This is a genomic window from Nocardia pseudovaccinii NBRC 100343, from assembly GCF_001613225.1.
GTDB lineage: Bacteria > Actinomycetota > Actinomycetes > Mycobacteriales > Mycobacteriaceae > Nocardia > Nocardia pseudovaccinii.
Genome location: NZ_BDBY01000224.1, coordinates 1 through 22,028, shown reverse-complemented (window position 1 = coordinate 22,028; position 22,028 = coordinate 1). Strand labels below are relative to the sequence as shown.

The 22,028-nt window shown below is 66.0% G+C and carries 19 protein-coding genes; 7 read left to right on the top strand and 12 right to left on the bottom strand.

Annotation, left to right across the window (positions count from 1 at the left end):
* Positions 1 to 853: FHA domain-containing protein (locus NP3_RS49950; protein WP_218024951.1), on the top strand; the 853-nt coding region annotated here is incomplete at its 5' end.
* 127 nt (positions 854 to 980) lie between these two features.
* On the opposite strand, the gene NP3_RS50700 is transcribed toward NP3_RS49950, so the two are convergent.
* Genes NP3_RS50700 through NP3_RS48265 form a run of 3 tightly spaced genes read right to left on the bottom strand, consistent with a single transcriptional unit; the run spans position 981 to position 5,217 of the window.
* A complete protein-coding gene (locus tag NP3_RS50700) occupies positions 981 to 3,425 on the bottom strand; it encodes a serine/threonine-protein kinase (RefSeq protein ID WP_084509097.1) in 2,445 nt (814 codons plus the stop codon).
* Positions 3,422 to 4,255 carry a hypothetical protein gene (locus NP3_RS28520; protein WP_063044689.1) on the bottom strand — a complete coding sequence of 278 codons (834 nt, stop codon included), beginning with the start codon at positions 4,253 to 4,255 and terminating at the stop codon, positions 3,422 to 3,424. The genes NP3_RS50700 and NP3_RS28520 overlap by 4 nt, the downstream gene beginning before the upstream one ends.
* The gene (locus NP3_RS48265) at positions 4,252 to 5,217 is read right to left on the bottom strand and encodes a hypothetical protein (RefSeq protein WP_157124595.1); all 966 of its coding nucleotides are present in this window, start codon (positions 5,215 to 5,217) and stop codon (positions 4,252 to 4,254) included. The genes NP3_RS28520 and NP3_RS48265 overlap by 4 nt, the downstream gene beginning before the upstream one ends.
* Positions 5,218 to 5,599: 382 nt before the next feature.
* Between NP3_RS48265 and NP3_RS28500 the strand changes: the two genes are divergently transcribed.
* From NP3_RS28500 to NP3_RS28490, 3 genes are all read left to right on the top strand, one after another.
* Positions 5,600 to 7,909 (top strand): FdhF/YdeP family oxidoreductase, encoded by a 2,310-nt coding sequence (locus NP3_RS28500; protein WP_063044685.1) that lies wholly within the window; start codon positions 5,600 to 5,602, stop codon positions 7,907 to 7,909.
* On the top strand, positions 7,906 to 8,739 hold the full coding sequence (gene fdhD, locus NP3_RS28495) for a formate dehydrogenase accessory sulfurtransferase FdhD (RefSeq protein WP_063044684.1): 834 nt from the start codon (positions 7,906 to 7,908) through the stop codon (positions 8,737 to 8,739). The genes NP3_RS28500 and fdhD overlap by 4 nt, the downstream gene beginning before the upstream one ends.
* Before the next feature lie 68 nt (positions 8,740 to 8,807).
* Entirely contained in the window at positions 8,808 to 9,341 is a 534-nt protein-coding gene (locus tag NP3_RS28490; protein ID WP_063044683.1) for a hypothetical protein, read from the top strand.
* 65 nt (positions 9,342 to 9,406) lie between these two features.
* Here NP3_RS28490 and NP3_RS28485 read toward each other — a convergent pair whose 3' ends face one another.
* Both NP3_RS28485 and mihF read right to left on the bottom strand, forming a co-directional pair.
* Complete coding sequence (locus NP3_RS28485; RefSeq protein WP_063044682.1) at positions 9,407 to 9,817, bottom strand: NUDIX hydrolase; 411 nt, start codon at positions 9,815 to 9,817, stop codon at positions 9,407 to 9,409.
* Positions 9,818 to 9,833: 16 nt separating this feature from the next.
* Positions 9,834 to 10,148, bottom strand: coding sequence for an integration host factor, actinobacterial type (gene mihF / locus NP3_RS28480; protein WP_040687687.1), 315 nt, complete (start codon positions 10,146 to 10,148; stop codon positions 9,834 to 9,836).
* Positions 10,149 to 10,698: 550 nt separating this feature from the next.
* Between mihF and NP3_RS28475 the strand changes: the two genes are divergently transcribed.
* Complete coding sequence (locus tag NP3_RS28475) at positions 10,699 to 11,076, top strand: nuclear transport factor 2 family protein (protein ID WP_063044681.1); 378 nt, start codon at positions 10,699 to 10,701, stop codon at positions 11,074 to 11,076.
* 60 nt (positions 11,077 to 11,136) lie between these two features.
* On the opposite strand, the gene NP3_RS28470 is transcribed toward NP3_RS28475, so the two are convergent.
* From NP3_RS28470 to NP3_RS28440, 7 genes are all read right to left on the bottom strand, one after another.
* Positions 11,137 to 11,475, bottom strand: a complete 339-nt coding sequence (locus NP3_RS28470; RefSeq protein ID WP_281197570.1) for an STAS domain-containing protein — start codon at positions 11,473 to 11,475, stop codon at positions 11,137 to 11,139.
* 242 nt (positions 11,476 to 11,717) lie between these two features.
* Positions 11,718 to 12,041 carry a hypothetical protein gene (locus NP3_RS28465; RefSeq protein WP_063044680.1) on the bottom strand — a complete coding sequence of 108 codons (324 nt, stop codon included), beginning with the start codon at positions 12,039 to 12,041 and terminating at the stop codon, positions 11,718 to 11,720.
* Between the two features lie 25 nt (positions 12,042 to 12,066).
* A complete protein-coding gene (clpX, locus tag NP3_RS28460) occupies positions 12,067 to 13,347 on the bottom strand; it encodes an ATP-dependent Clp protease ATP-binding subunit ClpX (protein ID WP_063044679.1) in 1,281 nt (426 codons plus the stop codon).
* A gap of 428 nt (positions 13,348 to 13,775) precedes the next feature.
* On the bottom strand, positions 13,776 to 14,444 hold the full coding sequence (locus tag NP3_RS28455) for an ATP-dependent Clp protease proteolytic subunit (protein ID WP_063044696.1): 669 nt from the start codon (positions 14,442 to 14,444) through the stop codon (positions 13,776 to 13,778).
* A 47-nt stretch (positions 14,445 to 14,491) separates the two neighbouring features.
* Positions 14,492 to 15,100, bottom strand: a complete 609-nt coding sequence (locus NP3_RS28450; protein ID WP_084509095.1) for an ATP-dependent Clp protease proteolytic subunit — start codon at positions 15,098 to 15,100, stop codon at positions 14,492 to 14,494.
* A gap of 258 nt (positions 15,101 to 15,358) precedes the next feature.
* Positions 15,359 to 16,732, bottom strand: a complete 1,374-nt coding sequence (tig, locus tag NP3_RS28445; RefSeq protein ID WP_063044695.1) for a trigger factor — start codon at positions 16,730 to 16,732, stop codon at positions 15,359 to 15,361.
* A 168-nt stretch (positions 16,733 to 16,900) separates the two neighbouring features.
* Positions 16,901 to 17,491: an FKBP-type peptidyl-prolyl cis-trans isomerase gene (locus tag NP3_RS28440; RefSeq protein WP_063044694.1), complete on the bottom strand. Its 591-nt coding sequence runs from the start codon at positions 17,489 to 17,491 to the stop codon at positions 16,901 to 16,903.
* Positions 17,492 to 17,763: 272 nt separating this feature from the next.
* Between NP3_RS28440 and NP3_RS28435 the strand changes: the two genes are divergently transcribed.
* The gene (locus tag NP3_RS28435; RefSeq protein ID WP_084509093.1) at positions 17,764 to 20,232 is read left to right on the top strand and encodes a phosphoketolase family protein; all 2,469 of its coding nucleotides are present in this window, start codon (positions 17,764 to 17,766) and stop codon (positions 20,230 to 20,232) included.
* A 54-nt stretch (positions 20,233 to 20,286) separates the two neighbouring features.
* Positions 20,287 to 21,981 carry a 3' terminal RNA ribose 2'-O-methyltransferase Hen1 gene (locus NP3_RS28430; RefSeq protein WP_063044692.1) on the top strand — a complete coding sequence of 565 codons (1,695 nt, stop codon included), beginning with the start codon at positions 20,287 to 20,289 and terminating at the stop codon, positions 21,979 to 21,981.
* Positions 21,982 to 22,028: the final 47 nt, after the last annotated feature.

Here is a 22,028-nt window from a genome sequence, read left to right as displayed (position 1 = left end):
AAAGGCAGGCCCCACCGGATCGATACACTCCGGCCAGCCCGCACAACAATCCGGCGCCAACTCCGCCGAGGACGACGAAGCAACCGAAAAGGCAGGATCAACCGGGTCGACGGACTCGGGCCGGGCCCCGCAACAATCGGCCACGCAGGCCGTGGGATTCGGCGCGGCGAGCGATAAGGCCGGGCCTGTGGGATCGACGGCCGATGCCCGGCCGGGCGCAGCATCATCGGAGGCGCGGCCGAGGGGCTCAGCACCGTCCGATGGATCAGGGCAGGTAGGCGCTCCGGAGGAGATCAGTACCCAGGCCATGTCCGCCCAGGAACGCGATTCGGCCGCTGGAACACGGTCGGGTGTGGCAGCGCGGCCGGAACCGATTGCACTGCACAAGATTCCGGCGTTGCAGGGGGTACGACCGCGGCCATTGCGACCGGTAGGCAGCGCGAAAAACCCGGAAAACTCGCGAGCGGGGCAGCCCGTCGGCGCGCTGGTTCTCGCGGACGGCTCGGCGTTTCCACTGGACCGACCCTACGTTGTCGGCCGCAGCCCGATGATCGACGAGACGGTGCGTGCCGCCACTGCCACGCCCCTTGCGGTTCCGCGCGACCGCCACGTCTCGCGGGTGCACGCCTATGTCTCGGTCGACCGCGGCAAGGTCTACGTCCGCGACGCCGCAACCCCCGCAGGCACTTTCATCGCCGCCCCCGGCGCCGACGAATGGACCCGCATCGGCACCACCCCCACTGAGTTACATCCCGGTTGGAGCCTCCGCATAGGCCAACGCATCCTCACCTACCGCACCGAAGCTCACCCAAAACACCCGACCGAGGCCACGAGCAAACGCCGCCGCTCCTGAGCAGCTCGTACCAACGGCCGGACCAACACCGGACCTGGCCGACGGAGGAGGCGCACTCGGGTACCCGCCACGGCAGCGTGCACAGCTCCCGTGCCGTCCCGTTCAGCACATTCGCGGGGCCACTGCGTCAACGGTTGTCGCGTCGTGCGCGGCGAAGGAAGCGGCGGCGCTTGCCGATCCGTCGTGCGCCTAGGGCGGCGGCGACCCCGGCTGCGGCGCCTAGTACGGCTGCGACGGCGAGGGTGGTGCTGGTGGGCGAGGTGTCGCGGAGAATCCAGGCGCCACCGGCGACGGCGGCGGACAGGATGGCTGAACTCACGGACAGGCCGATGATGTTGGCGAGGCCGCCGTGGCCGCGGCGTAAGGTGCGGGTGTTGGACTCGAGGTAAGCCACGGCGAACAGAACGAGAACCACGATCACCGCCGCCGCCGCGGTGCGTGTCGGGTTCTGGACAGTGCGGAATTCTATTCTCTGCGTGGCGATTTCGGTTCCACTGCGCAGGAGCGTGAGCTCGCCGTCGAGGTTTCCGGCCAGCACACGCGAGTTCACCGGGTCGGGCAGGTCGGCCACGCCACCGGGTTGCAGCGGCACCGGATCCCCACCCAGCCGCACGCCGAAAACTTCCACCGTGAGCACGGCGGAGTCGACATCAATTCCGTTGACTTGCAATGGAATCGGCTTCGACAGATCGACTTCGATCGGATTCGGCCCCGTCACATCGATACCGGCGAGGGTGACCGTGCCATGCACCAGATCCCCTCCGGCGGTCGGCGCACCCACTCCGAGCAACGCCACCGCACAGGCACCCGCCGCTAGCAACGCACCCACCAAGAACAACGGCCACGGCGAGGCAAAGCTGACGACATCGCGGATCGGCACCAGATCCCGCCGATCGACATCAGCCAACCGAACACCGTTGTCCTGCAACTCATGCACCGGACGCACCCGAACCATCGGCGGCCGTAAGGGCGCCGACCCGGACGGCCCAGGCATCGACTTCCCGGACGACGGCATCGGTCGTGCCGACTCGCCATACTCCGACGAACCCTGACCGGCTCCATTAGTAGGCCGTACTGATGGCACATCCCCCGGCATGCGCGACGGTGCCCCGCCCCGTCCCAACCCGCGCGGCTCCGCTGCGGGCCACCCAGACACGGGCGGCTCCCGCACTGGCGACCCGGATATCGGCCGCGGCGTAGGCGTCGCACCTCCCGAAGCGTGCGCCCCAGGCGTATCCGCCTCGAGCGCAGGCCTCCTCGCCCCTGGCGGCTCCGGTGCGGACGACCAAGACAGGTCCACCCCGGGCGGCTCCGACGTGGTCTGCGCACCTGGTGTCGCAGCGCCGGACTGCTCGGAGCCACTCGTGATACCTCCGTGCACTGGTGGCACCGGCGATATCGGTCCACCCGCAACCGAATCCGTACCGTCTGGTCTCGGCGTCCGCGAGATTTCGGTCGGGGCCGACGAAGCAGGTGGCACCGGGGGAATCACCCCAGGCCGGGCGTCGGTCGCAGGCAGGGTGGGGTCGGCGGTCACCGGCGTGCGGGGTCCGAAGCCCGCGGGGGGCATGTCTGTCCGCTGCGTGACTGCGGCCTGCCCATGTCCGCCCCGCGCTCTCGGCGTCTGAATACCGGATCGCCCGGCGGCGCGACTGCTCCCGGTCGCGGCGGCGACAATGGTGTCCGCACCGATGACCGGAATGCCCACGGGCGTAAGCCAGTCGCCACCCCAGCACAAGGCGGCGAGTTCGGCGAGCGCGATCCCGAAGAGTTCGGCGGTGTCGAAACGATCGGCGGGATCGGTTGCGAGGCCGCGCATCACCACATCGGCGATCGGCTCCGGCACGCCGGGTGCGACCTCGATGAGCGGTATCGGGTGACCGAAGGCGTGTGCGAAAAGCGTTGCCAGATGATCTTCATGCGGCGGAAACGGCAGCACCCCCGACAGCAGCTGATACAGCATGGCCGCCAGCGCGTAGACATCGGTCGCGGCCGAAAGCTGCTGTCCGCGTGCCTGTTCCGGTGCGATATAGGACGGAGTTCCGACGATCTCACCGGTCCTGGTCACCAATGTCTCATCGCCGCCGACGATCTTGGCAATCCCGAAATCGGTCAGCTTTATCGCACCGCCGGTACCGAACATCAGATTCGACGGTTTGACGTCCCGGTGCAGAATCTTGTGACGATGCGCGGCTTCCAACCCCGCGGCACAGGCCAGCCCGACCGCGACCGCGGTAGCCGCGTCGAACCCCTCGGTCGCGAACCGACTGCCAACGGTCCCGCCGGGCAGATACTCCATAACCAACAGGCACAGCTCATCGGCCTCGATGTAGTCGAAAACCCGCACCACATGTGGATGATCGATGGCCGCAAGCAGGCGCGCCTCGGCGACGAACCGGCGCCGCACCTGCTCGTCGTGCGCGAACTGCGGTGGAATCTGCTTGATGGCAACCGGTCGCCCCAACCGACGATGCGTACCAGCGAGCACCACACCGCATCCGCCCCTGCCGACCTGCGCACCGATGTCATATGCGGGCAGCACGGCCCGCAATCGGCCGGTATCAGATGTCAAGATGTCGCCCCGTCCGGGAAGCGCACGGTTTCCACATCGGCGGTTTCGTCCTCCTCGGTCGGCGCGAGATCCTCGACTTCCGGTGTCGGCGAACAGTATCCGAGCAGGAAACCGACCGAAGCCGCCACACCGGCGACCGCGAGCCACAATCCGGTATCCGGAACCCACCACCGCAACGCCGATGCGGTGAATCCGAATATAAATCCGATGCCGATACCCGGCGCAAGTAACCGCAACCCGCGCTGCCACCGGTTTGTGGACAGCCGGTGCCGGGCAATCGCCAGCGCCGCATCGGCAATGGCGAGCGCGGTCAGCACCGCCAACGCGATTCCGAAGAGTCCGTATACCGAATACAACGAGCCGCGCACATCGGTGTCCAGCGGTATCGAGGCGATGGGGGCGCCGTCGTCGCCGATCACCGCCAAATCCGCGACGATCAGTCCGGTCGCCTGCCCCTCGAGTCCGGTCAGATCGAGCCGGTACTTCAGCGCCTCGGATCTTCCCGGTGCGATGGTCAATTCGACGGCGGTCGAGTACGAGAAGAACGTCAGCCCGAGCACATGCCCGGCCAGATCGACCCGCCGAATACGCAACGCCCCATCGCTGTTGTTGGTCAACGCGACACCCACCCGGATGGTGCTGTTCGGTTGCAGCCGTAGTGGTTCGGTGGCGGAGGTTTCGGCGATATCGCGATCGTCGATGGTCGCCGACAAGTCGACACCCTGCGGCTTGGCCGCGACCGGCGCCCCGAACAATCCGGCGAGCACGAGAGCGAACACACTGGGCAGCAAGATAATTCGCGTGGCCGCCGAGACACGGGCTCGCATCATGGTTCCCTCCGCGCGGGTAGGTGCGAGACGAGCCGATGCCCGTAGAACCAGGCACCGACCAACAAGAAGAACAGAATCACCGTCAATGTCGAAGTGGCGGAGCTGACCCGGCTGACCAGCACCACATCCAGCGGCGCGGTGAGCGTGCGACCGCAGCGCGCCGTCACCTCGTATCGCCCGACTTCGATCGACGTCAGCGCCAGGGGCGCCCGGAACCCGCCGTCCGCCCCCGCGACGGTATTACCCACCGGCGTCTCCCCGACCAGCAAGCTGACCTGCGACCGCGGATCGCACCCCGATCCGGCCGCGGTGACATCACCACCGAGCCCGATGGCCGTGGGTGTGAGCTCCAGCGCGGCGGGTGGCGGCGCAACCGGCGGCGCCGGTGCCACAGTCGTCGGCATCGGTGCAGGCCCAACGGTCGGCACGACCACCTCGGGCTGCCTATTCGACGGAGATATCGGCGGCCGCGGATTCTCCGGTATCTGCTGCTGCGGCGGCACCGTAGTGGACGAATCCGCAGGCGGGTCCCGCGTGACCGGCTGCGGCGGAGTCGGCGTGACCGGCTGCTGTGGCGCCGGTGGGAAGGTGACGGTTATCGGCGGCAGCACAATATCGGGCGGCCGTGGTTGTTCGGGATCGGAAGTCGGTCCGGAGCACCCATCCGACGACCGTCCGGCGCACGGATCAGTGGGCACCCGGCTGGTCGTCGTCTGCGTCCCGGTTCCGTCGCGGGTCCCGGTTCCGTCGCGGGTCCCGGTCCCGTCGCGGGTTCCACCGCCGTCCGAATTGTCATCCGGCACCGCCGTGCTGGACGGTGCCGTGGCCCCATCCCGCGTCCCCGGCCCGTGGTGTCCGGGCGTCGGCGCTGGCGAAACCACCGGCGATGTCGGCTCCCCCGATGCCGGAACACCGAAGGCCGACACCCCGCCGAACCAAACCGGCGCCAACGCGACCAACACCGCGGCAGAACAGAGGATCCCCCACCGAACACCGAATTTCGCGCGCCGGGATGCCGCGTGCCGACGCTCCCCGCCGGCACGCGTCGGAATTGCCGCCAGCGTCCCCATCGCCCATGCCTCAGATCAGCGATTTGATCAGTAGCAATGGTAAAGCCAGCACCTACCGGCGCGGAGCCTTCTCGCCGAGCCCGAACCAGGCGAAAACCGCTGGCTACCAGGTAGCGTCACCGATGTAACCCGACACCGCGCCAGCCACCGATGCATACCATCCGAACCAGGTGGTACCCGTCGGGCAGGAGCCGACAGCCACAACGTGCGCACCCGCGATCAGGACAGAGGGTGGGTCCGCGACAACCTTCGCGGGGAGAGGACAATATCGGGCATGCACCGCAATGGGCCGACACAGGACATCGACGAGTCCGAATTGACCGTCACCCAGCCGAAGGAGCAGGCGGCGGGTGTGACGGCTGTGGCTGTTGCGCTCAAACGCGGGGTCGAGGAGATGGGGGTGCTGCGCACCGCGCGCACCTTGGCCCGCCTCAACCAGGTGCACGGCTTCGACTGCCCCGGCTGCGCCTGGCCGGAGCCGACCGGGCATCGCCGCCCGGCCGAGTTCTGTGAGAACGGCGCCAAGGCCGTCGCCGAGGAGGCGACGCTGCGCACCGTCACCCCTGAGTTCTTCGCTCGGCATTCGATCGAGGAACTGACGAGCAAATCCGGTTACTGGCTCGGCCAGCAGGGCCGCCTCACCCATCCGATGGTGCTACGCCACGGCGCGACCCATTACACGCCCATCGAGTGGGACGACGCCTACCAACTCATCGTCGAGCACCTGCGCGCGCTCAGCTCCCCCGACGAGGCCCTGTTCTACACCTCCGGCCGCACCGCCAACGAGACCGCATTCCTCTACCAATTGCTGGTCCGCAGCTTCGGCACGAACAATCTGCCGGACTGTTCGAACATGTGCCACGAATCCTCCGGCGCCGCGCTGACCAGTTCCATCGGCATCGGCAAGGGTTCGGTCTCGATAGACGACTTCGGCAAGGCCGATCTGATCATCGTCGCGGGCCAGAATCCGGGCACCAATCATCCGCGGATGCTCAGCGCGCTGGCCGACGCGAAGGCCAACGGCGCCAAGGTCGTCGCGGTCAACCCGCTGCCGGAGACCGGACTGCTCGGCTTCCGCGACCCACAGACGGTCAAGGGTTTCACCAGCGGCGTCACCATTGCCGACGACTTCCTGCAGATCCGGCTCGGCGGCGATATGGCGCTTTTCCAGGGCCTGGGCAAACTGCTGTTCGAGGCCGAGGACCGCGCACCGGGCACGGTGGTCGACCGCGAATTCGTCGATGCGCATTGCGCGGGCTTCGCCGAATACGAAAAAAATGCGCGCGTGGTCGATCTCGGCACGGTGCGGGCGGCAACCGGACTCACCGACGACGATTTGCACCGCACCGCAACACTTTTGGCCGAATCGAAGAACATCATCATCTGCTGGGCAATGGGCCTGACCCAGCAGAAGCACGGCGTCGCCACCATCGAGGAAGCGACCAATCTGCTGTTGCTGCGCGGCATGATCGGCAAGCCCGGCGCGGGCGTCTGCCCGGTGCGCGGCCACTCCAACGTGCAGGGCGACCGCACCATGGGCATCTGGGAGAAGATGCCCGACACCTTCCTCGACGCACTCGACCGCGAATTCGGCATCACCAGCCCGCGCAAGCATGGCTACGACACCGTCGATGCCATCCGGGCCATGCGCGCTGGCGCGGCGCGGGTCTTCATCGGCATGGGCGGCAATTTCGTGTCCGCAAGCCCGGATACCGGGGTGACCGAGGCCGCGCTGCGCAGTTGCGCGCTGACCGTGCAGGTCTCCACCAAACTCAACCGCAGCCACGTCGTGCACGGCGCGACCGCACTCATCCTGCCCACCCTCGGCCGCACCGATCTGGACCTGCAGAACGGCACGAAACAGCAAGTGTCGGTGGAGGATTCGATGTCAATGGTGCATCTGTCCACCGGTCGGCTGAAGCCGGTCAGCGAGCAATTGCGCAGTGAGGTCGCCATCGTCTGCGAACTCGCACAGACACTGTTCGGCGCCGAGCACCCGGTGCCATGGGCGCAGTATCAGCAGGATTACGACAAGATCCGCGATGCGATCGCCCGTGTCGTCCCCGGCTGCGACGACTACAACAAACGGGTGCGCGACCGCAACGGCTTCGTGCTGCCGCATCCGCCGCGCGACTCCCGCGAATTCCGCACCGCCACCGGCAAAGCCAATTTCGCGGTGAACGAATTGACCTGGGTCCCGGTCCCCGAGGGCCGGTTGATCCTGCAGACCCTGCGCAGCCACGACCAGTACAACACCACCATCTACGGCCTGGACGACCGATATCGCGGCGTGCACGGCGGCCGCAAGGTGGTCCTGATGAATATCGACGACATCACCGAATTCGGTTTCGTGGATGGCGATCTGGTGGATCTGGTCTCCGAATGGACCGACGGCACCGAGCGCAAGGTGACCGGCTTCCGCATCGTCGAATACTCGACCCCGCGCGGAAATGCCGCCGCCTACTATCCCGAGACCAATCCGCTGGTTCCGCTGGATCACGTTGCGGCACGGTCGAATACACCGGTGTCCAAGGCCGTGACCATCCGGGTGGAGCCGCACGTCCATATGGGGCAGCCATCGTGAGTAGAGTGACCGCGCGCCGCAAGACGCGCCGCATCTCGCCCAACGGCGTGATCGAACGCCCGGATTCCGTCGCGGTAGAAGAACCGTTGGAGTTGCGCCTCGACGGCCAATCGCTCACCGTCACCATGCGCACCCCGGGCAGCGATTTCGAATTGGTGCACGGATTCCTCCTGGGCGAAGGCATTATTCAAACCGCCGAGGATGTGGTGAGCGCCCGCTACTGCGCGGGCACCGACGAGAACGGGCAGAACACCTACAACGTCCTCGATGTCCACCTGCGCACCCCGATCCCGGTGCACGGCCGCAACTTCCTCACCACCGGCGCATGCGGCCTCTGCGGCAAAACCGCACTCGAGGAGGTCCGCACCCGGACCAGATTCCCGCTGCCGACCACCTCGATCACCGTCGACACCGAAACCCTCGCCGCCATGCCGGACCAATTGCGCATCCGCCAGACGGTTTTCGACGCCACCGGCGGTCTACACGCAGCGGGACTGTTCACCACCGACGGCACCGCACTCGCCGTGCGCGAGGATATCGGCAGGCACAACGCCGTCGACAAGGTGCTCGGCTGGGCTGTGCTCGAAAACCGTATCCCCGCAAATGATCTCGTGCTCATCGTGAGCGGCCGGGCCTCCTTCGAACTGGTCCAGAAGGCCGTGATGGCGGGCATCCCGATGCTCGGCGCCGTCTCGGCGCCCAGCTCGCTGGCCATCGATCTGGCCGCCGAATCCGGCCTCACCCTGGTCGGCTTCCTGCGCGGGGACACCATGAACATCTACTCACGCTCGGACCGGCTGACCATCACCGACGAGGTCGCCGCCTATTGATCGTGACCCGAGGTCCGACTTACGGTTGCAGCACCAGATCCCTGGTTCGGCGATGAACGGAGAGACCGATGCGGATCACGGTAGACGGCAAATCCGGCGGGCTACGCGTGCGGATGCGGTTCGAACAGCAGCGCAATCGCTGGCTCGCGGTGCGAATCATGTTGGGGGTATTGGCATTTCAGGGCGCAGTCGTCGGACTGTGGGCGGTCTTGGCGCCGCATTCCTGGTACACCAGCTTTCCCGGCTTCGGCATGCAGTGGATTTCCGCGGACGGCCCGTACAACCACCATCTGGCCTCCGATGTCGGCTCGTTCTTTCTGGCGCTGACCGCAGTGACACTGGCCGCGCTATTCCTCGGCGGCAGCGCACTCGCCCAGGTCGCGGGGCTCGGCTGGCTGGTCTTCGGTCTTCCGCACCTGCTTTATCACGCCTTCCACAAACCCGCCGATATGGGCGGGGCCAGCTTCGCCCTAAGCGTCATCGGTGCGGCGCTGATCGTCGCGCTCGGTCTGGCCCTGATCCTGGTCACCCCGCGAGGGCCCCAGCTGCGCGATCCCGCCCCGATCACCTTCCAACGCCCCCGCCGCCGTACCAACCGCTAGACCGCCGAAACAGTAACGCCCCACAGCGCGTGCTGTGGGGCGTTCTCCGTGCGAAGTGGGCGCGTTCAGGACGCGTGCCAACCTCCGACCTCGGTCAAATGGTCGAGGGCCCGCACAACAGCCGGCGCACACAGGTGTCCGTCGTCCGGTCCGAGCCACGCCATCTCGGCGATCTCCGCCGCCGGTGCCGGCGCGCCGTGACCGGGCGCGCGGAAGCAGTGCATCTCGACCAGCGTTCCGGGACGCCCGTGGGCGGGGGCAGTAATCGTCACCACGGGCGTAATCCGGTGCGCCTCCAATTCGACGCCGACTTCCTCGCGAACCTCCCGAACGAGCGCTCCCGCCAGAGTTTCTCCGGGTTCGGGCTTGCCGCCCGGCAGATAGAAGGCGTCGCGTCCCTCGGTCCGGACCGCGAGTAAGCGGCCGTTCTCGACGCACAGCCACGCCACCGACGTGAGCATTTGTTCCCCGATCATGGCCCGACTTTACTTGTCAGTCCTTCAACGCTTCGAGCAACGCCGCACGCTGGCGGGCGCCGAGTCCACCGATCCGGCGGTCCTCGGGAATCTCCGCCTGGTCCATCAGTTTGGCCGCCTTGACCGGTCCGACACCGGGCAGCGCCTTGATCACGGCAGCAACCTTGGTCTTCTTGACCAGGTCATCGCTGTCCGCCTTCTTCAACAGGTCGGCGACCGAAACCTTGCCGGCCTTCACCTTGCCGATAAGTTCGGAGCGCGCCTTGCGGACCGCAGCCGCCTTGGCCAACGCCTCAGTGCGCTGTTCCGCGGTCATGGTAGGCAGTGCCATGTCTCCTCCGCTTTCACTCGTCACTCGAACATCTGGTTGACCGGACCGAGTAAACAGCACGACGAGCACCACACAAGCTCGACACACCGGGTTCGAACAGCGAGAAATAGCGACAAGTTTTCTGAAACACCCCGCCCCACCGGGCTGAAGACCCATGCGGACCAGGCGAAAAGGACAAAAGGAGCCACAAAGCCGCGGAGGCGGTAACACACGAAGGGTTTCTGGCGACACCAAAAGCAGACGCACAAGTGCGGGACAGAAGGTTCAACGGCGAACCAGGGAGTCAATGGCGATTCCGAATCCGGGCGCGATCGGGCGGCACAGTGATGTGACAAGCGGTCGTCACCGTATCCCACATCACTAGCGCGCCAACAAGATAACCGACGGGCGACGATCGGCCCGTTCGGTGCGCAATACCGTTCGACGAGTGCTGGCGCGGGGGGCCATCTGCGCCAGTACGTCTGCCCGGCCAACGGGATTCCATGTCACGCGATCACCGGACACTGCTACGCTCCGAATTAGAACACGTTTCAATTCGTGAGAGGTTTCCATGGCAGCCAAGATCCGCGATGTGATCGAGCAGTACGTGAAGTTGGTCGGTTCCGGCCCGACCGAGGCGATCGTCGACCTCTACGCACCCGATGCGGTGGTGGAGGATCCGATCGGCACCGAGCCCAAGCGCGGGCACGACGCCATTCGCGAGTTCTACGAGGTGCTCGGAAACCTCGATCGGGAAACCGAGCTGCACACGGATTCGGTTCGAATCGCAGGCAACCACGCCGCCTTCATGTTCACCCTCGTGACCAAGTTCGGCGATCAGCGCTTCACCCTCTCACCCATCGATGCGATGGATTTCGACGACGAGGGCAGAATCGTTGCCATGCGCGCCTACTGGAGCCAGGACGATATGCGCGGCGAAGCGTCCTGAGTCGACACAGACCGCGGGTGCGGCAACCGAATTCGGTTGCCGCACCGGTGTTTTCGATGATCAGGCGCTCGCGCGAGCCGACCCGAGCGGTTTCGGCCGCGCGACTGCGGCGAGGCTCGGGATGACATCGAAGACCGCGGCATGACCCGCGACCTCGAGTAGCCGATCCACGCAGCGCGGACCCGTGATCAACTGGAGTCGACGGCCGCTGTGGCCGAACCAGGATCGGGCCTCCATCAACACCCGCAGCCCGGCGACGCCGAAGAACGTCACCTGCGATAGGTCGATAACCACCACCGCGCCCGCCGTCGGCAGTGCCTCCAGCAGAGACTGCCGAAGAGCGTCGGCCGTCAGGTAGTCCATCTCGCCGCCCACGGCACACAAGGTGACCGAATCCACCGGCGGCGACACGACTACGCACAGACGATCGGCGGACCGCTTCAGTCCGGATCCGTCCACGGCAGCGATACGTTGATCTGAGGAAACTAGAACTGTCGACATGAGGACCTCGGTCCGTCGCATCCGCCGGAGAAACCTTGTCGGCGGGAACTTTTCGCCCCGACCACCTAGGGGCCAGGACTGGGCTGGTTACTCAACCGTGACCAAGGAGTACCCCAACCAGCAGGCCGATACACATCGGACTAGTTCGAGCGCGATCGCCGCAGCATCGCGTAGTAGCAGTGCCACTGCAGGTAATCTCCCTGGCACTCCCGCGTGAAGACGTTTACCAGCTCCCACCCGAAATGCTCATCGAGCCATTCGACACAGGTCGTCACGAGCGAGAGGATCCCCTGGTAATCGGGGATCGCCGTATTTGCGATCCTTGCGGACTCCCTGGGGGTCTCGGCGTAAACCACGAGGTACCTGCGCTGATACGTGCGCATATCGACGGTGCCGTTGAGAATCGCGGCGGCATCCAGCAGCGTGCCCGGGCCAGCCGGAAGCAACGGAGGTTGCGGTTGCATTCGTCTGACCCGGTCCGCGTAACTACTACGCCGACTTCTCCCGGCGCTCGGCGCGCTGCGCCTTGCGCGGCACGATGGTCGGCAGCACATTGTCGTTGACGGTGTCGGCGTTCACGACCACCTTGGCGACGTCGTCGCGGCTGGGGATGTCGAACATCGCCAGCTGCAGGACCTCCTCCATGATGGCGCGCAGACCGCGGGCGCCGGTACCGCGCAGGATCGCCTGATCGGCGATCGCCTCCAGCGCGTCATCGGTGAACTCCAGGTCAACGCCGTCCATCTCGAACAGCCGCACGTACTGCTTCACCAGTGCGTTCTTCGGCTCGGAGAGGATCTTGACCAACGAGTCCTTGTCCAGGTTCGTCACCGAGGCGACGACCGGGAGTCGGCCGATGAATTCCGGGATCAGACCGAATTTGATCAGATCCTCCGGCATCACCTCGGCGAAGTGGTCATCGGTATCGATCTCCGCCTTGGACCGCACCTCGGCGCCGAAGCCGATGCCGCGGTGTCCGGTGCGATCGGAGATGATCTTCTCCAGCCCCGCGAACGCACCCGCAACGATGAAAAGCACGTTGGTGGTGTCGATCTGGATGAATTCCTGGTGCGGATGCTTGCGCCCGCCCTGCGGCGGCACGCTCGCCTGCGTACCCTCCAGGATCTTCAGCAGCGCCTGCTGCACACCCTCACCGGAGACATCGCGGGTGATCGATGGGTTCTCGCTCTTGCGGGCGATCTTGTCGACCTCATCGATGTAGATGATCCCGGTCTCGGCTCGCTTGACGTCGTAGTCCGCGGCCTGGATCAGCTTCAGCAGGATGTTCTCCACATCCTCACCGACATATCCGGCCTCGGTCAGCGCCGTCGCGTCGGCGATGGCGAACGGGACGTTGAGCATCTTGGCGAGCGTCTGCGCCAGGTAGGTCTTACCGCAGCCGGTGGGACCGAGCATGAGGATGTTGGACTTGGCCAGTTCGACGGTCTCGCCGCGGCTGTCGCGACCCTTGTCGCCCGCCTGGATGCGCTTGTAGTGGTTGTAGACGGCCACCGCGAGGGTGCGCTTGGCGGTGTCCTGCCCGATCACGTAGTTCTCCAGGAAATCCCGGATCTCGGCAGGTTTGGGCAGCTCATCGAGTTTGACCTCGCTGGACTCGGCCAGCTCTTCCTCGATGATCTCGTTGCATAGATCGATGCACTCGTCGCAGATGTACACCCCTGGTCCCGCAATGAGCTTCTTGACCTGCTTCTGGCTCTTTCCGCAGAACGAGCACTTCAGCAGATCGCCGCCATCTCCGATGCGCGCCATCTCGTGGGTCCCTACTTCCTTGTCCGCGTGCAACCGTCTATCCAGGTTGCCAGCAATCCGCCACCCTCGGGTGTAATCACGAACACCTCGAGCGATTCCGACGGTTCGAGCACTGCCGTCAACCGGGAGCAAAGGTCCCTAGGTCGACCGTACCCGGTGTGTGCGACGGAGGTCGACAACTCGAGCATGTTTCTCACGGGGGTCGTCCGAGTTCTCACCACTATGGAACACGTTCACCCCGATCGACGGCCATCCGACACTCCTGGCCGCCCGCCTCGGAAACCCTTCCGCCCGACACCCTTCCGGCCGGTCGGCTTCCCTGAAGCAGTCCGGCCGGGGCACATGCCGAGCGGCATGTGGCCCGGCCGGATTTTCCTGACATAGAGCAACTTACGAGCGATCGGCGCGCCGCGTCCGGCGCGTCCGCCCTACTTCTGGGCGCTGAGCTTGCGGTAATCGAAGACCGTGTCGATGATCCCGTATTCCTTGGCGTCCTCGGCCGTCAGGATCTTGTCGCGGTCGGTGTCCTTGCGGATGGTGTCCGCATCCTTACCGGTGTGGCGCGCCAGCGTGGTCTCCATCAGGCGACGCATGCGCTCGATCTCGGCGGCCTGGATCTCCAGGTCCGAAACCTGCCCCTGGATGCCACCCTCCAGCGACGGCTGGTGGATCAGCACGCGGGCGTTGGGCAGGCAGGCGCGCTTGCCGGGGGTACCGGCCGCGAGCAGCACGGCCGCGGCGGAAGCGGCCTGACCCAGGCAGACGGTGGCCACATCGGCACGCACGTACTGCATGGTGTCGTAGATCGCCATCAGCGAGGTGAACGAACCACCGGGCGAGTTGATGTACATGGTGATGTCGCGATCGGGATCCAGCGACTCCAGCACCAGCAGCTGCGCCATGATGTCGTTGGCCGAGGCGTCGTCGACCTGCACGCCGAGGAAGATGATGCGCTCCTCGAACAGCTTGTTGTACGGGTTGGACTCCTTGACACCGAAGCTCGAGTGCTCGATGAACGAAGGCAGGATGTAGCGCGACTGCGGGCTCGCCGGAGCGGTGCCGCCGAGACCGGCGCGCGGGTCGAACAGATTGGCCATCTTCGTCTCCAAAGTCGTTGAGGGGGAACGGGGCAGCTCGACAGTTGCTAGTTACCCGCGCCGTTCGCCTGCGCCGCGTGGGTGATCACGCGGTCGATGAAGCCGTACTCGAGGGCCTGCTGCGCGGTGAACCAGCGGTCACGGTCGGCGTCGATGGTGACCTGCTCGATCGGCTTGCCGGTGTGCAGCGACTGCAGCTCGTTGAGCTCGCGCTTGGTGTGCGCGAACTGCTCGGCCATGATCGCGATATCGGCCGCGGAACCACCGATACCCGCCGACGGCTGGTGCATCATGATGCGCGCATGCGGCAGGGCGTACCGCTTGCCCTTGGTGCCGGCGGTGAGCAGGAACTGACCCATCGATGCGGCCAAGCCCATGCCGTAGGTGGCGATATCGCACTCGGCGAACTGCATGGTGTCGTAGATGGCCATGCCCGCGGTCACCGAACCACCGGGCGAGTTGATGTAGAGCGCGATGTCGCGGGTGGGATCCTCGGCCGTGAGCAGCAGGATCTGCGCGCACAGTTTGTTGGCGATGTCGTCGTCGACCTGAGTGCCGAGGAAGATGATGCGCTCACGCAGCAGGCGCTCGTACACCGAATCACTGAGGTTCAGACCAGCAGTCGCGGATGTCATGACGACCCCTGCCTTGTTCATTGTCACGGATACCTGCCTTCTCTTACCGGCTCGTTGCTGATACCGAACAGCCATCTCTGGTTCGCTTGTCACAAACATTAACGAAGCCGGGCGGCACCGAACTCCCGGTACCGCCCGTCTTCGCTCACAGCGCAATCTCGCTGACGCTCGATTGCACTGTGCGCGAGAGCGCACTGTGCTTTTGGTTCACTCGCTACGCTCGCTCACAGCGCAATCACACAACCACACTGGCTTCGATCACGCTGCTCCTCCATGGAATTATTCGGCGCTCGCGGTGGTGGTCTCTTCGGTGCCCTCCGGCTCGGAACCCTCAGGGGCGCCGAACATTTCGGCGGTGTCCACGGCGTTGCCGTCGGAGTCGGTGACCTTCACCTTGCCGACCACACCGGCCAGCGCCTTACCGCGACGCACGTCCGCGAAGACCGCGCCGAGCTGGCCCGCCTGCTGCACCTGCTGGATGAACTGCTCGGGCGAGAGGCCGTAGCGCTGCGCCTGGAACAGGATCCGCTCGGTGAGCTCCTCCTGGCCGACCTGGGTGTTGTCCGCCTCGGCGATGGCGTCCAGCAGCAGCTGGGTCTTCACCGACTTCTCGGCGGACTCCTTGGTGTCCTTGTCGAATTCCTCGCGGCTGGAACCCTGGGCCTCGAGCGCCTCGGCGAGCTTGGCCTCGTCGTGGTCGAAGCCGTGCACGGCATCGTGCACCACGGCGTCGATCTCGGCCTGCACAACCGCCTCCGGCAGCGGCACCTCGACCTGCTCGAGCAGGGTCTCGAGCACCTTGTCGCGGATCTGACCGGCCTGCTCGACCTTCTTGACGCGCTCGACCCGGTTGCGCAGGTCTTCCTTCAGCTCGTCGAGAGTGTCGAATTCGCTGGCCAGCTGGGCGAAGTCGTCATCGGCCTCGGGCAGCTCGCGCTCCTTGACCGAGCGCACGGTGACGGTGATGACCGCCTCCTTGCCCGCGTGCTCACCGGCGACCAGGGTCGAGGTGAACTCCTTCGACTCGTCGACCGAAAGCCCGCTGAGCGCCTCGTCCAGGCCCTCGATCAGCTGGCCGGAGCCGACCTCGTGGGACAGGCCGGTGGTGGCCGCCTCCGGCACGTCCTCGCCGTCGACGGTGGCCGACAGATCGATGGAGACGAAGTCGCCGTCCTGGACCGGCCGCTCGACACCGGTCAGGGTGCCGAAGCGCTGGCGCAGCGACTGCAGCTGCTCCTCGATGTCCTCGTCACCGATGGTGAACGAGTCGACGGTCACCTCGATGCCGTCGTAGGCGGGCAGAGCGATCTCCGGGCGCACGTCGACCTCGGCCGTGAACGCCAGCTCCTGACCGTCCTCGATCTTGGTGATCTCGATCTCGGGCTGGCCGATGACCTTGACCTCGGAGGTGGTGACGGCCTCGCTGTAGCGACCGGGCAGCACGTCGTTGACGACCTGCTCGAGGATCGCGCCGCGGCCCAGGCGGGCCTCGATGAGCTTGGCCGGGGCCTTGCCCGGACGGAAGCCGGGGATGCGGACCTGGTTGGCCAGCGCCTTGTAGGCCTTGTCGAAGTCCGGCTTCAGCTCCTCGAAAGGCACCTCGACGTTGATCCGGACCCGGGTCGGGCTCAGCTGCTCGACGGTGCTCTTCACGGACATGCTCCTTGTTCGTTGGTTCTGGTCGACTTGCTTGTGGCCGACTTGCTGGGGGTAATCACGAGCGAAATCGCCGCACGGCTCAACGTGCGTATCTGGACCAGGTTAGTTGACCCGTCGCAGCGGGCTGCAGGCAGCACCACCGCCGCGGACCGCGCGTTGCGATTACTTGCCGACGCCGACCGCGTCGGTGACGAAGACCAGCGTTTCATTGGGCTTGATGCCGTTCCCGCCCGCGCCGTAACCGAGGTTCGGCGGGATGATCAGCAGCCGCCGCGCACCCGCCTGCACGCCGACCAGCCCCTGCTCCCAACCCGGAATGACCTGTCCGGCACCGAGCGTCAGCTGGAAGGGCTTGCCGCGGTCGAACGAGCTGTCCAGTTTCTTCTTATCCGACCAGGTGATCAGCGTGTAGTTCATGGTGAGCGGCTGACCTGCGACCGCACCGGGACCGCTGCCCGGAACGAGATCCTTGACGAGGAGCTGGGTCGGCGGGGTGCAGGTGTCCGGGATGGTGATCTTCGGCGTCGCGCCGAAACCGCCGACCACCACGATGTCGTCGGCGGTGCATTCGGCGCCGGTGTTCTGCGCGGGCAGCTGACCGAAGGTGGGCTGCGCCGATGCCGCGGCGGCCGACGAGGTGTGGGCAGACGTGGTGGCGGACGAGCCCTTGTCATCGTCCGAGCCACATGCGGCCAGCGCGAATGTCGCCGCGGCGATGGTGCCGATACCGATGATCCTGCGCAGTGTTTGCATGCGGCGGACCATAATCCACCGCGACTGGCTCGGCCCAACCACCCGCCGATAGTGCGACGACGGATGGCACGGGATCGGGTGACCTCCGGCCCCAGACGGACCCGTCGTGGACGCGAGACCGTGCGAACCGATTGGGGCGCGCCCGCGTAGGTAGGCTGGCTGTGAATTCTCCATCCGGCGTTATCAATCGACGTCGGCAACCGCGCAGGACCCGGTAATCGGCGGTCCCTCCAGGTGCCGCCGCTGATGCCCGAGTGTGAGGAGAGTCGAGCATGACCCAGGTAGCCAGCGCCGGGGGCGATACCTCGGCCGACAATGTCGAAAGCGGCGACGGCACGACCGTCGCACCCCGGCCGTATCGGCTCGCGGAGGCGCCGGGCCCGCTCGATCGCGCGGAACTGGAATCGCTCGACGCGTGGTGGCGGGCCGCGAATTATCTGGCGGTCGGCCAGATCTATCTGATGAGCAATCCGCTGCTGCGCGAACCGCTGCTGGCCGAAAACATCAAGCCGCGGCTGCTCGGACATTTCGGCACCGTGCCCGGCCTGAATCTGGTCTGGGTACACGCCAATCGGGCGATTCGGCAGCGTGATCTCGATGCGGTCTTCGTGGCCGGGCCGGGACACGGCGGACCGGGGCCGAATGCCTGTGCGTGGCTGGAGGGGACGTACTCCGAGCTGTACAGCCATGTGCCGCGGGACGAGACCGGGATGGGCGCACTGTTCGCCCAGTTCTCCTTTCCGGGCGGGGTGCCGAGTCACTGTGCGCCGGAGACGCCCGGTTCCTTCCACGAGGGCGGTGAGCTGGGCTATTCGCTGCTGCACGCGTTCGGGGCGGCACTGGATAATCCGGATCTGACGGTGTTCTGCGTGGTCGGCGACGGTGAGGCGGAGACCGGGCCGCTGGCCACCAGCTGGCATGCCGATAAATTCCTCAACCCGGCGCGCGACGGTGCGGTGCTGCCGATTCTCGCGTTGAATCAGTACAAGATCGCCAATCCGACCATCCTGGCACGCATTTCGGAATCCGAATTGCTGATGCTGATGCGCGGATATGGCTATGAGCCGATCGTCGTCGCGGGCAGCGATCCCGCGAACGTGCACCAGGAAATGGCCATCGCTGTCGACACCGCCCTGGATCGCATCGCGGAGATTCAGCGGACCGCACGCGCGGGGACCGATGGGGTGCGCCCGAGCTGGCCGATGATCGTGCTGCGCACGCCGAAAGGGTGGACCTGCCCGCCGGTGGTGGACGGCAATCCGGTTGAAGGCACCTTCCGAGCGCATCAGGTGCCGTTGGCGGCCGCGCGTACCGATGACGGACATCGGGCGGTGCTCGAACAGTGGTTGCGGTCATATCAGCCGGAGGAGCTCTTCGACGAGTCGGGCAGGCCGATCCCGGAGCTGCTCGACCTGGTGCCCAAGGGCCATCGGCGGATGAGCGCGAATCCAATTGCCAACGGGGGCATGCTTGTTCGGGATCTGCGGCTGCCCGATTGGCGGTCCTACGGCGTCGAGGTGCGTGAGCCGGGCGCGACACAGCACGAGGCGACCCGGGTGCTCGGCGCCTGGCTGCGCGATGTCACCGCGCGCAATGCGGACAACTTCCTGACCTTCGCCCCCGACGAATTGGCGAGCAATCGGCTGCAGGACATTCTGCAGGTCACCGGTCGTAACTGGCAGGCCGAAATCGGCGAATTCGATGTGGATCTCGACCGCACCGGACGGGTGATCGAGGTGCTGTCCGAGCATATGTGCCAGGGGCTGCTCGAGGGATATCTGCTGACCGGCAGGCACGGGGTGTTCACCTGCTACGAGGCCTTCATCCACATCATCGACGCGATGTTCAATCAGCACGCCAAATGGCTGGACGCGAGTGCGGCGGTGCCGTGGCGGCGACCCATCGCAAGCCTGAATTACCTGCTGTCATCACATGTTTGGCGACAGGACCACAATGGCTTCACCCATCAGGATCCCGGATTCCTCGATGTCGTGCTGAACAAGAAGCCATCGATCGTGCGGGTGTATCTGCCACCGGACGCGAATACGCTGCTATCGACCTACGATCACTGTCTGCGTTCACGGCATTACGTCAATGTGGTGGTCGCCGGGAAACAGCCACAGGCGGACTGGCTTTCGGTTTCCGATGCCGCGATGCACTGCGCGCGCGGTGCCGGAATCTGGGGCTGGGCCGGACAGAACGACGATCTCGGCACCACGCCCGATGTCGTGCTCGCCTGCGCCGGAGACGTGCCGACGCTGGAAACGCTCGCGGCGGCGGCGATTCTGCGTGCACGGCTGCCGGAACTGCGGATGCGAGTGGTGAATGTGGTCGACCTGATGCGGCTGCAACCATCGGACGAACATCCACATGGCCTGTCCGACAGCGAGTTCGACACGCTGTTCACCCGGGACCGTCCGGTGATATTCGCATTCCACGGGTACCCGTGGCTGATCCACCGGCTCACCTACCAGCGCACCAACCACAGCGAGCTGCACGTGCGCGGATACAGGGAAAAGGGCACCACCACAACACCTTTCGATATGGTGATGCTCAACGATCTGGACCGGTACCACCTGGTTATGGATGTGATCGACCGGGTTCCGGCCCTGCGGGAGAAGGCGGCAGGGCTGCGCCAGGAGATGGTCGACGCCCGCTGGAATGCCCGCGCCTGGACTCGCGAACACGGCGAGGACATTCCGGCGGTCGCCGAATGGACCTGGCCGAACCTCAGCCTCTGATTAGCCCCGCGAAACTTCCTTGCGTGCGGTGTGCGGCTCGGCGACGATCGCAAGATGCTGTTGACGATCACCTGCACACCACCGGAGGGCGCGGCCTGGCCCGCGACCGATCTCGGCTTCTTGCTGCACAAGAACCCGGACCGGGTGCAGGCGTTCGAGCAGTCCTACGGCACCGCGCATGTGGTGTACCCGGAGGCGAGCGCGGCGCGGTGTACGGCGGCGCTGCTGTTGGAGGTGGACCCGATTCGGTTGGTGCGCGGGCGATCGCGCAGCACACCGGATTTCAGTCTCGGTCAGTATGTCAACGATCGGCCGTACGCCGCGTCATCGCTGCTGTCGGTGGCACTCGGCGCGGTATTTCGCACGGCACTGCACGGACGTTGCGATCAGCGGCCCGAGTTGGCGCAGACGGCACTGCCGTTGCGGATCGCTTTGCCTGCGGTGCCGTGCAAGGGCGGACCGGAGGCGGCCGAGCGGGCCTTCGCGCCGCTCGGCTGGACCGTGCTCGCCGAACCACTCCCCCTCGATCCGGCCTTTCCGGAGTGGGGCGATTCGCATTATGTGCGACTGGAACTCGCCGGAACCATCCGCCTTGCCGACGCCCTCGCACACCTGTATGTCCTGCTGCCGGTGCTCGACGGCGCCAAGCACTACTGGTTGGCCGCCGACGAGGTCGACAAACTCATCCGCGCGGGGGCCGGGTGGCTGGCCGAGCATCCGGAACGCGGCTGGATCACGCGGCGCTACCTGGCGCGACGTCAGTCGCTGGTGCGGACGGCGCTGGCGCGGCTGGCCGAGGTCGACGATGCGGAGGCCGAGGAGCTCGATGCGGTCGAAGAGGGGGGCGACGAGGCGCTGGAACCGACTGACACCGGGGCGGTCGCAGCCGATTGGTCAGGCAGTGGACCCGAGGCCGTGGGCAATAACGCCGGACCCGGTGTACCGGCAGCGACCCGGTCGACCGAGATCTCGGCGGCAGCGGCCGCGACCGTAATCGCGACAGCCTCGGAAGCCACGGCCGCTGAGACCACAGCCGCAGAGGCCGCGGAGTCGGAAGCCACGTCGGCACACGCGACGGCTGCAGAGCCAGCGGCGACCGAGGGCGAAGAGCGGGCACCGTCGCTGGCGGTCACGCGAAGGGCCGCGGTGCTGGCGGCGCTGCGGGGCGCCGGGGCGCGTCGGGTGCTCGATCTCGGCTGCGGCGAGGGGGCATTGTTGCGGGAACTGCTGGCGGACAAGGCTTTTACCGAAGTTGTCGGTGTCGACGTATCGATGCGTGCCTTGAACATCACCAAGCGGCGGTTGCGGCTGGATCGGATGCCGGAGCGAGTCGCGCGGCGTTTGACGTTGCTGCAGGGTGCGTTGACGTATACCGATGCGCGGTTGCGTGGATACGACGCCGCCGTGCTGATGGAGGTTGTCGAGCACGTAGACGAGCCGCGGTTGGGTGCGCTCGAATACTCGGTATTCGGCTCGGCCGCACCGGGTTCCGTAGTCGTGACGACGCCGAATACCGAGCACAATGTGGTGTACGAGACGCTGCCCGCCGGGAAATTCCGGCACTCCGATCACCGCTTCGAATGGACCCGTGCGGAATTCGCGGATTGGGCATCTCGCGTGGCCGAACGGTATGGCTACGCGGTGCGCTTCGTGCCCGTCGGTGTCGAACATCCCGAATTCGGCCCACCCACGCAACTGGCCCTGTTCGCCAAGGCCACAACCGACAGCAGTACGAGAGGAGCCGCGTGATGACCGAGCTATCCGTCCCTGAGCTCTCCCTCGTCGTGCTGATCGGC